Below are 13,922 nucleotides of genomic sequence, written 5' to 3' on the forward strand. Positions count from 1 at the left end.
CCTTGCCTGTTGCTTTTCTTGTTATGCCGGTTTAGCCTGCTCAGTCTGCGTCACCGGGTTTGCTGCTGCCGATGCCTCCTTAGCGGGCCCATCTGTAATCAGTTTGCGCAAGACAGGGATCAGGACAATGAGGACGATGCCCACGCCGACACTACTCCAGCCCAGCACGGAGAAGATGTAGTTATAGGTTGGATTGGTGGATGAGGCCAGACCTTCAGTCGCTTCAGGTATCAGGCCTGAGAATTTGCTGGCCAGGATAGATGCTGTGCCTGTTACCAGCATCCATGTGCCCATCATCACACCCTGATACTGGCGCGGTGCCAGTTTGCCTATCATGGCATAACCGATAGGCGAAATAAGTAGCTCAGCAATGCTTTGCAGGATGTAGCTGATAAATATCCATTTGAAAGCCACCAGGCCGTTGCTGGCAGCAGTTGCTATGCCTATGGGCAGGACAAGGAAACCCAGGCCGATGATAATCAGTGCAGCAGAGAACTGACGCGGAATATCGATATTCCAGCCCTTGGCACGCAATTTGTCGAACAGCATCGCCATCAGCGGGCCGCCAAACATGATGACAAAGCTATTGATATTCTGTATCCATTGCGGCGCAACTTCATAACCCCAGACCATGCGATCTACATTACTGACAGCAAACAGTTGCAGACCCATCGGGGCCATTTGATACAGTGTCCAGAATACCAGCGAACCTATGGTCAGCAAGACATAGGCCGTCATATTATTGCGTTCACGTGGTTCTTTGTGAATGGCAGTCAGGATAATGAAAATGACAGCAATCGCAATGCTGATGATCATGACCAGGTTGCCCGTCATCTCAGCGCGGTGCAGCATGAATTCAACCAGTGGCACCAGGCCAGCCATGACCGCGAGGCCGACCAGAAAGCGCCAGCGGAACTGTTTTGCGGTGGCATCAAGCAGGGTCGTGTTCAGGTCGCATAACCTGCGCCAGTTGATTGCTGCCAGCACGATAGCCATGAAGTTGCCTATGGTGGCAAAGATGAACAGGCTGGCATAGTCTTCTTGCAACTGGTAATAACCGGCAGCGGTGAAGCCAATAAAAAAGCCCAGGTTCATGCCCGCATAATTCCACAGGAAGGCGCTTTCACGGCGATTGTCTTCAGGTTTGAAGCGTTGCGTCAGCATCAGGTTCAGGCAGGTGACATTCAAGCCACTACCCGTCAGGAAAAATGCCAGGCCCCAGTACATGGTGGCTGAAGTACCTACAGAAATAGTCGCACAGCCTATGACTTGCAGGATCATGCCGCCAACAAACAGGTTGCGGTTGCTGATAAAACGACCGGCCAGATAACCACCAAACAAATGCAGGCCATAATTAAATGCACCAAACACACCCATGATGGCCGTGGCATCCTTTGCCGTAAAGCCCAGCTTCTTGGTCGCATACAGCACCAGGGTGGAATACAGTACGGCAAAGCCCAGGGTGGCAAAAATCTGTATGAAAAACAATGCGCCTGCGCCTTCAGGTACGGCAGCCAGTCTTTGTTTGATTGTGGACAAGGTGGTCTCCAGAGTGGTGGTCTGGCAGGCATTGTAAAGCAAAGAAATACGAGAAATAAGACAATTTGTATAGATAATTTCTATGGGAAAGGTCAAAGTCAAAAACATGCGAAAATGAATGATAGTCAAGTCAGTTTAAATCTGAATCAACAAGATCATAGGAAGCAATGGACAGCATAGATCTCGAAGTACTAAAAACCTGTGATGCATGGATCAAGGCAGGGCAAGCCTGCGAACTGGTCACTGTCATCAAGACCTGGGGTTCCAGCCCAAGGCCTGAAGGCGCGACACTGGCTATTGCAGGTAATGGCCAGGTAGTGGGTTCTGTCTCTGGCGGTTGCATAGAAGACGACTTGATAGAAAGAGTGCAGCGTGAAGGCATGCAGCGTCATTTGCCAGAGATAGTCACCTATGGCATTACCGCCGATGAAGCGCACCGCTTTGGTCTGCCCTGTGGCGGCACGATAGAACTGGCAATAGAACCTTTATCTGCACGCAGCCAGCTTGATGCCTTGCTGCAGGGTTTGCAAAGACATGAATTGCTCGCCAGACGCCTGGATTTGCGTACCGGTGAAGTGACACTTGGCAGGGCCGACCCGGGCCAGCAATTGCAGTTTACCGAAGATGCCTTGACAACAGTACACGGCCCGCGCTGGCGCTTGCTCATCATAGGGGCAGGGCAGTTGTCACGCTTTTTGGCCAGTATCGCAGTCGGTATGGATTATCAGGTCACGGTTTGCGATCCGCGTGAAGAATACCGCAGTGGCTGGCAAGTCGAGGGTGTGCAATTGATTCATGCCATGCCAGACGATCTGGTACTGGAAATGCAACTGGATAGCCGCAGCGCCGTGGTCGCCCTGACGCACGACCCTAAACTGGACGATCTGGCCCTCATGGAAGCCTTGAAGTCTGATGCTTTTTATGTCGGTGCCATAGGTTCGCGCATTAACAATGCCAAGCGACGCGAGAGATTAAAAGAGTTTGACCTCAATGACGAACAACTGGCAAAACTCCATGGCCCCATAGGTTTGTATATAGGTAGCAAGACACCAGCCGAGATTGCGATTTCCATACTGGCTGAATTGACGGCGGTAAAAAATCGCATTCTGCTGCCTGCCGAAGTCAATGTCGCCCATGCCAAATCCACGCTAGCCTGATTTTTTTTTGAAAAAGAATAATGACTAACTACGCTTTTCGTCTCTTGAATGTGTTTGCCGAAGAAACCCTCGGCGGTAACCCGCTATGTGTATTTGAAAATGCCACAGGCATGTCAGACGAACAAATGCAGGCCCTGGCCCTGCAATTCAATTTGTCTGAGACAGTGTTTGTATTACCCTCAGACATCGCTACCGCCAGGATGCGTATCTTCACGCCAGACACAGAAATGCCCTTTGCCGGGCATCCGAGTCTGGGTTCGGCGCAGGTGGTTGGCAGCCTCAGCAATTCCAGCCAGATTTCGCTGGAATGCAAGGCAGGCCTGGTTGATCTGCGTCTTGAGAATGGTATTTGGACACTGACGACGCCTCATAAAGGCGATCCGGTGGTCAAAGCCAGTGGTCTTTCTGCCGCGCAAGCAGCTTCTTTACTGGGTCTGGATGAAGGCGACATTCATTCTGTGCCGCTGTGGATCAACACTGGTAGCGAACAAATGCTGCTACCCCTGAATTCACGGGATGCAGTTTTGCGTGCCACGCCAGACGTCAGCAAGTTGCCGATCTGGCCTGCCAATAGCCTGGGGCGCAAGTCTGTCTATGTATTTGCTTTTAATGAGCCAACGTCAGAAGACGAGCGTCTGTCCGTAACGGCGCGTTATTTCTTTGCCAAGCAGGGCGGCGGCTTTGCCGAAGATCCGGGTACAGGTTCTGCATGCGCCAACCTGGGTGGCTGGTGGCAGCATCAGGGGCGTGATTTGCCAGTCAGCATGCTGATAGCTCAGGGTACGCAAGTCAGGCGTCCATGCGAGCTTTACCTGGATGTGGCGACAGACAAGAGCATACGGGTAGGGGGCAAAGTGATAGAAATTGCACAAGGCCAGCTGCAAATCTAGAAAAATCCTTCTGAATCAGGCTTAAATCAAGCCGGGCAGCATATAAATAGGCATAAAGCACGGGAAGAGCAGGCGTAAATCCTTTAAAATAGCGACTTCATTCATTTGCACTGAAAAACCAGTGGCCTGACGATATTGCGTCTGTGGCCTGGTTCAGGATATTCCCCTATGAGCATGTCTACTACCCAGGAAATCGTTGCCGAATTGCGCGCTGGCCGCATGGTGATACTGGTTGATGAAGAAGATAGAGAAAACGAAGGCGACCTGATCATGGCCGCCGAGTTTGTTACCCCGGAAGCTATCAATTTCATGGCCAAGTTTGGCCGTGGCCTGATTTGCCTGACTTTGACTGAAGAACGTTGTGATCAGTTGAACCTGGCCATGATGACCAGTCGCAACGGCACCTCCTTTGGCACCAACTTCACTGTGTCAATAGAAGCCGCTGAAGGCGTGACCACCGGTATCTCTGCCGCTGATCGTGCCCGTACGGTACAGGTTGCGGTTGACAAGAAGTCTACTGCTGCTGACATCGTCCAGCCTGGCCATATTTTCCCGCTGAAGGCGCAAAGAGGCGGCGTCCTCATGCGTGCTGGTCATACCGAAGCCGGTTGCGACCTGGCAGAGTTGGCTGGCCTGACACCAGCATCCGTGATTTGCGAAATCATGAAGGATGACGGTACCATGGCCCGTCTGCCTGATCTGATAGAGTTCGCCAAAGAACACGACATGAAGATAGGCACAATTGCCGACCTGATTCATTATCGTAGCCAGACAGAAAGCATAGTTGACCGTGTGGCCGAGCGTGAAATGCATACCGTGCATGGCAGCTTCAAGGCTTTGGTATATCGCGACAAGCCCAGTGGCTCTGCTCATCTGGCGCTGGTACATGGCGATATTACACGCGAAAAAGAAGCTCTGGTGCGTGTGCATCAGCCGGTATCCATCATCGATTTGCTGGAAAGCCAGGCTACCACGCATTCATGGAATGTCGCGGCGGCCATGGCAGCTATCAAGAAGGCAGATTCCGGCGTTATCGTCCTGCTCAACTGTGGCGAGACTGCAGAACAGTTGTTTGACCAGTTCAAGGCACTTGATACGCCAGAAACCAAACCCGCAGGCCGGGCTGCGCGTATGGACTTGCGCAATTACGGCATAGGTGCACAGATTTTGAAGGATGTAGGCGTGGGCAAGATGAAATTGCTGGCCAATCCACGTAAGATGCCGTCCATGACAGGATTTAATCTCGAAGTTGTTGGGTATCTCGATAAGCCGTGCGCAGACAAATAAGGATGAGAGTGCCAGGCCGTAGCAGTGTCGCCAGCGGTCTTTTTAGTGCATTTTCATCACTCACATCACATCAGGCGCGAAAAGCGCAAGAAAGAATATTATGACAGTTGGACATTACGAAGCAAATCTGGATGGTGCAGGCGTACGTGTAGGTATCGTACAGGCACGCTTTAATGACAATATCGGCAAGGGCTTGCTGGATGCCTGCCTGGCGGAATTGTCATTGCTGGGCGTACTCAATGAAGACATTCTGCACGTGACTGTGCCAGGCGCACTGGAAGTGCCACTGGCCTTGCAAAAACTGGCAGAAACCAATCAATTCGATGCTTTGATCGCTCTGGGCGCAGTCATCCGTGGTGAAACTTATCACTTTGAACTGGTATCTAATGAATCGGGCGCTGGCATCACCCGCGTTGGCCTGGATGCCGGCATCCCTATCGCCAATGCCATCCTGACTACAGAGAATGATGAGCAAGCCGAGGTGCGTATGCAGGAAAAAGGCCGTGATGCTGCCCGCGTTGCCGTAGAAATGGCCAACCTGACCCTGGCCCTGGAAGAACTGGCAGAAGCCACGGAAGATGTGCATTACGATGCCTGATTGTCTTGCTCGGGCTTGAATGTAGATTTAAGTTCGAGCCTGGACGATGATTACCCAGCTCCATGTTAGTGAGATAAGTTAGTAAGAGAAGATATGAATAATAAAACCCTACACGCCAATCCCAGCAAGAACCGTTCGCCACGCCACCGTGCGCGCGAATTTGCCTTGCAGGGCATGTACCAATGGCTGCTGAATAATGAAGATTCCGGCGCGATTGAAGCCCATATCCGTGAAGCTCACGGTTTTGAGAAGGCAGACAGAGAGCATTTTGATTCCCTGTTGCATGGTGCTATCAAACAATCCATAGAATTGCGCGAGCAAATTGCTCCTTTGATCGATCGCAGCATTGCTGAGTTGTCACCTATCGAGCATGCAGCGCTGTTGATTGGTGCCTATGAATTGAAGAACCACATAGAAATCCCTTACCGCGTCGTCATCAACGAAGCGGTAGAGTTGACCAAGTCCTTTGGTGGTCTGGATGGTCACAAGTATGTCAATGGTGTACTCGACAAACTGGCAGCAAAGCTACGCGCGACTGAGGTTGCAGCGGGTAAGTAAGTTACTGACCAAGTTACTGAGCATATTTGTAAAAGTATCTACCGCCTTATTTTGAAAATAAATAAGGCGGTTTTTTTTCAGCCTGAGTTTTTAGGAAGTGCCATGCATCAAAATCTCGCAGCAAGACTGGACAATATCGCCCCTTTCCATGTGATGGAACTCATGAAAATGGCGGCAGAACTGGAGAGGCAGGGCCGCCATCTCATACATATGGGCATAGGCGAGCCAGACTTTACCGCGCCGCAAGCGGTGATTGATGCTGCTGCCAAGGCCATGTCTGCTGGTCGTTTGCAATATACCTCTGCCCTGGGTCTACCAGCATTGCGAACGGCGATATCGCAGCATTACCGTGATGTGTTTGATCTTGATGTGCCAGCTTCCCGCATTATTGTGACGGCTGGTGCATCGGCTGCCTTGTTGCTGGCATGTGCGGCTTTGGTCGAGCCGGGCAGGGAAGTGCTGATGCCAGACCCTTGTTATCCCTGCAACCGCCATTTTGTCGCAGCATTTGAGGGCAGGGCAAAACTCATTGCCAGCGGGCCGGATCACCGCTTTCAACTGACTGAAGAAATCGTTAAACGGCAATGGGATGAGCGCAGTAGTGGCGTTTTGCTGGCCTCGCCTTCAAATCCTACCGGTACTTCGATAGAACATGAAGAGTTGGGCAAGATAGTCGCTGCAGTCAAAGAGTTGGGCGGTTTCAGCATTGTCGATGAGATTTATCAGGGGCTGACTTATGATGGCGCACCATTTTCTGCCCTGTCGCTGGATGAAGATGTGGTCGTTATCAATAGCTTCAGCAAATATTTCAATATGACAGGCTGGCGTCTTGGCTGGCTGGTGGTGCCTGAGCGTATCGTGCCTGCACTGGAAAAACTGGCGCAAAACCTGTTTATCTGCCCATCTTCAATTGCCCAGTACGCTGCCCTGGCTTGCTTTGAACCGGCGACTATCGCCATTTATGAAGAGCGCAAGGCAGAATTCAAGCGCCGTCGCGACTATATCGTGCCTGCATTGCGTGAGCTTGGCTTTGGTATTCCTGTCATGCCCGACGGCGCATTCTATGTGTATGCCGATTGTTCCAGTTTTACCGACGATGCAGATGCCTTTGCCAAGCAGGTATTGAATGAAGCTGGCGTCGTGATCGTACCCGGCCAGGATTTTGGCCCGGCTACTGCAACATCGTATGTGCGTCTGTCGTATGCCAATTCATTGGAGAATTTGCAGGAAGCAGTGGCCAGGTTGAAGAAATTTTTGGCTGACAGATAATTAAGGCAAGTCGCCAAAAACAATTGCTTAGAGCAATAAAAAAAGCCGTCTGATCATAAAATCAGACGGCTTTTTTATCAAAGGTCAGGCTTACAGTGCTGCAACCTGATCTTTTTTGGCCTCTATCGTCGCCTTGGCCTCTGTTGCCTCAGGCTTGTGTACAGGAGCGGCCTCAATCGGGCGTGCCTGTACTGGGGCAGGAGCAGGTGCTGGGGCACTAAATACGGTAGGTACGTTTTTACCGGCAGATACATCTTTCAGGCGCTTGTATTCATTCAATACGCGTGCGCCATAGCCAGAATCATTGTCGGAATCGGCTGCGCCTACATACATCTTCAGACCAGCTTCAACAGAGCCACCACGGGTGACATAGTCTTTCAATATCAATGCACCAACACGGATATTGGCAACCGGGTTCAGGGCAGCTTTAACGCCACCGAGGTCCTGGAACTTGTCATGATGTACCTTGGACATGACTTGCATCAAGCCTTGTGCACCAACCGGGCTTTCGGCAAATGGGTTCAGGCCGGATTCTATCGCCATGACTGACAGTATCAGCAAAGGGTCTATCTTGATTTCCTTGGCGGTCAGATAAGCGGCAGATACCAGCATATTGGTCGCATCATTGGCAACGCGGTAGCGCTTGGCCAGCCAGTTGGTTACCCATTGTTGCTGACGTTGATTGCCCAGCATTTTTGCTTCTTCTTCAGATGCGCTTACTTTTTGCAAGCCTGCTTCAGAATTGGCCTGGCCTGGTGCCTGCATCAGTTGCGCAAGATTTGGCGCTGGTACGGCTGCTACGGCTTCTGCAGGCTCTTCGCCAGCTTCAGCATAGGGTGATAATCCCTTGAATTTGTCTGTCAGTTCTGGTTTGACATACATCATGACCAAAACGACCATGGCAATAATGCCAGTGAGTGTCAGCAGGTTGCGCAGGGTGGTGAAAAAACCACTGGTTGTATCACGCGCTACCATGAAAAGCGCTTTGCGCTTGTCCGTTGAAGAAAAACTACTTTGTTGTACAGCTAAAATAAAACGTTGAATCATGTTACCTCCTGAATCTTCGCGATGCCTCATTCAACTTAATGAAAAGTCAAATGCATAGAGCCTACTTCCGCGAATCAGAAACATCGTCCTCGTCACCAGTGTGATCGCAAGACGCCGGAGTCGTTTGTCAAATCAGGCCCGTCGAACCTGTTCATGGTGTGTCCAGTGACAAACAACTATTTTCGGGATAAGGCAGACGCCTTTTGAAAACAATCCTTACAATGTTATGTGGGGCCCGATCCCCGTGAATGATGTTACCGTTTGGCGAAACTCTCTTTGTGTCGAAAGTGGCGGAAGTCATTAACCTCTTCATCAAGTTGGGCGAATTGTAGGGGCGGTTTTATATCAAGTCAACACTATCAAACTGGAAAATAATTACTTTTATGTATAATGAATTGTGCTGCGGCGCAGCAAAATTCAATAAAATCAAGCACTTGGCAGAAATTGCTAGTGCGACTAGTGCAGAGATACGAAAAAGCGAAAAATGATGAAATATTCTGATTTGAGAGATTTTATTTCTCAACTGCAAGAAAAAGGCGAACTAAAACAGGTGGACTTGCCTGTTTCACCACATTTGGAAATGACCGAGATTTGCGACCGCACTTTGCGTGCCGCAGGTCCGGCTCTTTTATTCACCAAACCTGTTGGTCACACCATACCAGTGCTGGGTAATTTATTTGGCACGACACGCCGCGTAGCACTAGGCATGGGGGCAGAAAACCTGAGCGAATTGCGCCAGATCGGCCATGTTTTATCAGCACTGAAAGAACCGGAACCACCCAAAGGTTTTAAAGAAATTCTGGGCATGGGGGCATTGGTCAAAGCAGTCTGGGACATGTCACCCAAAGAGCTGCGCGGTGCCAAATGCCAGGAGATAGTCTGGGAAGGAAATGATGTTGATCTCGCCCGTTTACCTATACAGCATTGCTGGCCTGGTGACGTCGCGCCATTGATTACCTGGGGTCTGGTGATTACCAAAGGCCCTAATAAAAAACGTCAGAATCTGGGTATATATAGACAGCAGGTGTTGGGCCGCAATAAAGTCATCATGCGCTGGCTGGCACATCGCGGTGGTGCGCTGGATTTTCGTGAGCATAGCATCGTCAATAAAGGCAAGCCTTACCCCATCGCCGTTGCTTTGGGTGCCGACCCGGCTACTATATTAGGTGCCGTGACGCCGGTGCCAGATAGCTTGTCTGAATACCAGTTCGCCGGGCTTTTGCGCGGTAGCCGTACTGAGCTGGTGAAGGCAATCGGCAGCGAATTGCGCGTGCCCGCGTCAGCAGAAATCGTGCTGGAAGGGCATATCTATCCTGATGAAAATCACCCCAGCGGCTATGAGCATGCGCTCGAAGGGCCGTATGGTGATCACACCGGTTACTACAATGAGAAAGATTGGTTCCCGGTCTTCACGATAGACCGCATCACCATGCGCCGTGATCCTATTTATCACTCTACGTATACAGGTAAACCACCTGATGAACCTGCAGTACTGGGTGTGGCGCTGAACGAAGTCTTCATTCCTCTGCTGCAAAAGCAGTTCAGTGAAATCACGGACTTTTATTTGCCACCAGAAGGTTGTAGTTACCGCATGGCCGTGGTGCAAATGAAAAAAGCTTATGCCGGTCATGCCAAACGCGTCATGTTTGGTGTCTGGAGTTTTTTACGCCAGTTCATGTATACCAAGTTCATTATCGTCGTGGATGAAGATGTCAATATTCGCGACTGGAAAGAAGTGATCTGGGCGATCACTACCCGTGTTGATCCCTTGCGCGATACCACGCTGGTCGATAATACGCCGATTGATTACCTGGACTTTGCTTCACCCGTCAGCGGCCTGGGCAGCAAGATGGGTATAGATGCGACCAATAAATGGCCGGGCGAGACCAGCCGTGAGTGGGGCACGACGATAGAAATGACGCCAGAAGTAAAGGCGAAGGTAGATCAGATCTGGCAAGAACTGGGCTTGTGAGTGATTGGTAAGTGGCTCGTAACTCCGGTGTTTTAGCGATTAAATTTTTGCGTGTATATATATGAGTGTTTCAGTTGATTTAGGGACTTTTGGTGCTTCCATGGTTTGGGATTATCCGCAACCGTTCACGCGGGCAGTGAAACCGCAAGAAAGTGATATCGATGGTTTGAATCATACCAATAACGCAGTTTATGTACGCTGGTGTGAAGAAGTCGCATGGGGGCATTCTGAGGCATTGGGTTTGAATCTCGCAGACTATCATCGCCTGGACCGCGCCATGGCGATCAGGCGTGGTGAGTATGACTATGTCTTGCCTACCTTGCTTGGTGAATCAATGACGCTGGCGACCTGGCTGTTTGCCAGTGATGGCAAACTCACCATGGACAGGCGTTTTCAATTGATACGTGACAGTGATGGTGCCACGGTGCTACGGGGGCGCTGGGATTTGGTCTGTATAGAGCTCAGCAGTGGACGTGCCCGCCGCATGCCGCCTGAGTTTTGCGATATCTATTTACCAGCGGTGGTGCCATCGGCATCACTCTCAACCGAATAGGTGAGCAGGGGCCGATCAGGCTTTTGTTGGACTCAGGCTACGCTTTGCAGTATGGCGGCGACATGCAGGCAAGCAAGAAGCATTATTCAAGTACAATCAATTACTTCTATTTCTTGCTTCCTGCACATGAAACGCCCGCGTTTTTTACCCGATAACATGACCTTGCTGCTATTGGGCGTCGTCACTCTGGCCAGTCTGTTTCCTGCACGTGGCGTAGTCGCGTCAGGCTTTGATCATTTGTCTGTTGGCATGATTGCCTTGCTGTTTTTCATGCATGGTGCCAAATTGTCGCGCCAGGCCGTGATAGCTGGTTTGACTCATTGGCGACTGCATTTGCTGGTGATGGCATGCACTTTCGCGATTTTCCCTTTGATAGGCCTGGCATTGAAGCCTTTGCTGCTCTCCCTGATTACACCAGAGTTATATATAGGCATACTGTTTCTCTGCGTATTGCCTTCGACTGTGCAGTCGTCGATTGCGTTTACCTCTGTTGCGCGCGGCAATGTTCCTGCAGCCATTTGCAGCGCGTCGCTGAGTAATATGCTGGGCATATTCCTGACCCCCTTGCTGGTCAGTCTGGTTGTGGTCGCCCATGGTGAAAGTCATTCTTCACTCGACGCGATGCTGAAGATAGTTTGCCAGCTCTTATTGCCCTTCGTCGCCGGACAGCTGGCGCGGCCCTGGTTGCAGTCCTGGATGGAAAAATATGCGAGTACGTTGACCATGGTGGATCAAAGCTCGATTTTGCTGGTGGTATATGTGGCCTTCAGTGAAGCGGTTGTACAAGGTTTGTGGCAGCAACTACCGCCCCTGATGCTGGCCAGCCTGCTGGGTATCAGCGCATTGATGCTGGCGATTATCATGACTTTGACTACCTTCATCAGCCGCCGCCTGGGGTTCAACAAGGAAGATGAAATCACTATTGTGTTTTGCGGCTCCAAGAAAAGTCTGGCCAGTGGCGTGCCGATTGCCAAAGTTTTATTTGCCAGCCATGCCCTTGGTATGGTCTTATTACCACTGATGCTGTTTCATCAGCTACAGTTGATGGTATGTGCCTTCATGGCGCAACATTACGCTAAAAGATAAGGAGTCAGTCATGCCACGTTTTGCTGCCAACCTCAGCATGATGTATACAGAGTTGCCTTTTAATGAACGTTTCACCGCTGCGGCAAAAGATGGTTTCAAGGGCGTCGAATACCTGTTCCCTTACGATTATGCTGCTACTGAACTGAAAGATCTGCTTGCTGCTAACGGGCTGGAGCAAGTCTTGTTCAATACTTCGCCAGGCAACTGGGCGCTGGGTGAGCGTGGAATAGCATCCCTGCCTGGCCGGGAAGAAGAGTTCAAGCAAGCTTTTGATACTGCGCTGGATTATGCGCGCGTGCTGGGTAACCGGCATTTGCATGTCATGGCAGGATTGATACAGCCTGAACAGGACAGGGAAAGGCATCGCGCTGTTTATTTGCGCAATCTTGCTTATGCTGCCTTATTGGCCTCGCGGGAAGGCATCACCATCCTTATAGAGCCCATCAATACCCGCGACATACCAGGGTTTTTCCTGAACCGGCAAGATGAGGCACAAGAGATTTGCCAGGAGATAGGCGTAGAGAATTTGCGCGTGCAATTTGATATCTACCATTGCCAGATCGTCGAAGGTGATGTCGCCACCAAGCTGCGCCGTGATATGTCACGCAAGCATGCAGGCATAGGTCATATACAGATAGCTGGCGTACCAGACCGGCATGAACCGGATATCGGTGAAGTGAATTACCCTTATCTGTTTGATCTGATTGATGAACTGGGCTATCAGGGCTGGATAGGTTGTGAGTACCGGCCACGTGCAGGAACTTCAGAAGGCTTATCCTGGGTCAAGCCCTGGTTGAAATAATCGATAGCACCATGTAAAAAAGCAGTCGCGATGACTGCTTTTTTTGTTTGCCGAGCAAGGAGGATTTTTATTCTTCGCCGACCTGCAAAATCAGTTTGCCAAAGTTTTTGCCTTCAAACAGCATCATCAGAGTATCAGGGAAAGTTTCCAGACCTTTGACAATATCTTCGCGCGTCTGGAATTTGCCTTCCGCCATCCATTTACTCATTTCAGCGACGGCTTCGCCATAGCGGGCAGCATAATCAAATACAACTATACCTTCCATGCGGGCGCGGTTTACCAGCAGCGACAGGTAATTGGCCGGGCCTTTGACTGGTGTAGTATTGTTGTACTGGGAGATCGCGCCGCAAATGATGATGCGTGCCTTCAGATTGATGCGAGTCAGCACGGTATCAAGAATATCGCCGCCAACATTATCAAAATAAACATCAACGCCATGCGGGCAGTGTTCTTTCAGGCCATCTTTGACTGAACCTGACTTGTAATCGATGCAGGCATCAAAGCCCAGTTCGTTGACGACAAAATCGCATTTATCCTTGCCACCGGCAATACCAACAACGCGGCAACCTTTTTGTTTGGCGACCTGACCTACAGTCTGGCCAACCGCACCGGCGGCGCCAGATACCACCACCGTTTCACCTGCTTTTGGCTGACCAACATCCAACAAACCAAAATAAGCTGTCATGCCAGGCATGCCCAGCGCGTTCATGAATTTGGGCAGAGGGGCGAGTTTTGGGCTGACCTTGTAAAAGCCCGCCGTTTTATCATCAGCCGCACCTACCCAGTATTGCTGCACACCCGTGCCGCCTGAAACATAATCACCGACCGCAAATTTGGGGGACTTCGAAGCAATCACCTTACCTATGCCACCGGCACGCATGACTTCATTGATGGCAACCGGACGGATATAGGATTTGCCTTCATTCATCCAGCCACGCATGGCAGGGTCCAGCGAGATATAGATGGTTTGCACAACGATTTCACCATCTGTGATATCGCGTACTTCTTCCGTCGTGAAGTTCCAGTCGCTATGCTTGGGATTGCCGACAGGGCGGGCGGCGAGGCGGTATTGTTGATTGCTGAGTGTGCTCATGTTGTCTCCAGAATGTTGTACTTGGGTTGCTGCTGTCTGAACCAAATTTTTTGGGTGGGGCTGCCAGAAGA

Annotated in this window: 13 protein-coding genes; 10 read left to right on the top strand and 3 right to left on the bottom strand. The window is 50.7% G+C overall.

Annotated features, from left to right (window positions below):
- Nucleotides 1-21: 21 nt before the first annotated feature.
- The gene (locus UNDYM_RS10135; protein ID WP_197740994.1) at nucleotides 22-1,539 is read right to left on the bottom strand and encodes a peptide MFS transporter; all 1,518 of its coding nucleotides are present in this window, start codon (nucleotides 1,537-1,539) and stop codon (nucleotides 22-24) included.
- Between the two features lie 167 nt (nucleotides 1,540-1,706).
- Here UNDYM_RS10135 and UNDYM_RS10140 point away from each other — a divergent pair, with 167 nt between their 5' ends.
- The 6 genes from UNDYM_RS10140 (at nucleotide 1,707) to UNDYM_RS10165 (ending at nucleotide 7,298) form a co-directional block, all read left to right on the top strand.
- On the top strand, nucleotides 1,707-2,696 hold the full coding sequence (locus UNDYM_RS10140) for an XdhC family protein (RefSeq protein WP_162040935.1): 990 nt from the start codon (nucleotides 1,707-1,709) through the stop codon (nucleotides 2,694-2,696).
- A 20-nt stretch (nucleotides 2,697-2,716) separates the two neighbouring features.
- Nucleotides 2,717-3,586 carry a PhzF family phenazine biosynthesis protein gene (locus UNDYM_RS10145; RefSeq protein ID WP_162040936.1) on the top strand — a complete coding sequence of 290 codons (870 nt, stop codon included), beginning with the start codon at nucleotides 2,717-2,719 and terminating at the stop codon, nucleotides 3,584-3,586.
- 168 nt (nucleotides 3,587-3,754) lie between these two features.
- Nucleotides 3,755-4,873, top strand: coding sequence for a bifunctional 3,4-dihydroxy-2-butanone-4-phosphate synthase/GTP cyclohydrolase II (gene ribBA, locus UNDYM_RS10150; protein ID WP_162040937.1), 1,119 nt, complete (start codon nucleotides 3,755-3,757; stop codon nucleotides 4,871-4,873).
- A gap of 100 nt (nucleotides 4,874-4,973) precedes the next feature.
- Nucleotides 4,974-5,471: a 6,7-dimethyl-8-ribityllumazine synthase gene (gene ribH / locus UNDYM_RS10155; RefSeq protein WP_110253023.1), complete on the top strand. Its 498-nt coding sequence runs from the start codon at nucleotides 4,974-4,976 to the stop codon at nucleotides 5,469-5,471.
- Between the two features lie 93 nt (nucleotides 5,472-5,564).
- The gene (gene nusB, locus UNDYM_RS10160) at nucleotides 5,565-6,029 is read left to right on the top strand and encodes a transcription antitermination factor NusB (RefSeq protein ID WP_110253024.1); all 465 of its coding nucleotides are present in this window, start codon (nucleotides 5,565-5,567) and stop codon (nucleotides 6,027-6,029) included.
- 102 nt (nucleotides 6,030-6,131) lie between these two features.
- On the top strand, nucleotides 6,132-7,298 hold the full coding sequence (locus tag UNDYM_RS10165; protein WP_162040938.1) for a pyridoxal phosphate-dependent aminotransferase: 1,167 nt from the start codon (nucleotides 6,132-6,134) through the stop codon (nucleotides 7,296-7,298).
- Nucleotides 7,299-7,388: 90 nt separating this feature from the next.
- Here UNDYM_RS10165 and UNDYM_RS10170 read toward each other — a convergent pair whose 3' ends face one another.
- A complete protein-coding gene (locus UNDYM_RS10170; RefSeq protein ID WP_162040939.1) occupies nucleotides 7,389-8,345 on the bottom strand; it encodes a transglycosylase SLT domain-containing protein in 957 nt (318 codons plus the stop codon).
- A gap of 487 nt (nucleotides 8,346-8,832) precedes the next feature.
- Here UNDYM_RS10170 and ubiD point away from each other — a divergent pair, with 487 nt between their 5' ends.
- The 4 genes from ubiD to otnI all read left to right on the top strand — a co-directional run bounded on the left by ubiD (nucleotide 8,833) and on the right by otnI (nucleotide 12,758).
- Nucleotides 8,833-10,317 (top strand): 4-hydroxy-3-polyprenylbenzoate decarboxylase, encoded by a 1,485-nt coding sequence (ubiD, locus tag UNDYM_RS10175; protein WP_162044549.1) that lies wholly within the window; start codon nucleotides 8,833-8,835, stop codon nucleotides 10,315-10,317.
- A 61-nt stretch (nucleotides 10,318-10,378) separates the two neighbouring features.
- Complete coding sequence (locus UNDYM_RS10180; protein WP_232063920.1) at nucleotides 10,379-10,870, top strand: thioesterase family protein; 492 nt, start codon at nucleotides 10,379-10,381, stop codon at nucleotides 10,868-10,870.
- A gap of 126 nt (nucleotides 10,871-10,996) precedes the next feature.
- Nucleotides 10,997-11,956, top strand: coding sequence for a bile acid:sodium symporter family protein (locus UNDYM_RS10185; protein WP_162040940.1), 960 nt, complete (start codon nucleotides 10,997-10,999; stop codon nucleotides 11,954-11,956).
- A gap of 10 nt (nucleotides 11,957-11,966) precedes the next feature.
- Nucleotides 11,967-12,758 (top strand): 2-oxo-tetronate isomerase, encoded by a 792-nt coding sequence (otnI, locus tag UNDYM_RS10190; protein ID WP_162040941.1) that lies wholly within the window; start codon nucleotides 11,967-11,969, stop codon nucleotides 12,756-12,758.
- A 67-nt stretch (nucleotides 12,759-12,825) separates the two neighbouring features.
- On the opposite strand, the gene UNDYM_RS10195 is transcribed toward otnI, so the two are convergent.
- Nucleotides 12,826-13,851, bottom strand: a complete 1,026-nt coding sequence (locus UNDYM_RS10195; protein ID WP_162040942.1) for an NADP-dependent oxidoreductase — start codon at nucleotides 13,849-13,851, stop codon at nucleotides 12,826-12,828.
- Between the last annotated feature and the right edge of the window lie 71 nt (nucleotides 13,852-13,922).

Source organism: Undibacterium sp. YM2 (assembly GCF_009937975.1).
Lineage (GTDB): Bacteria > Pseudomonadota > Gammaproteobacteria > Burkholderiales > Burkholderiaceae_D > Undibacterium.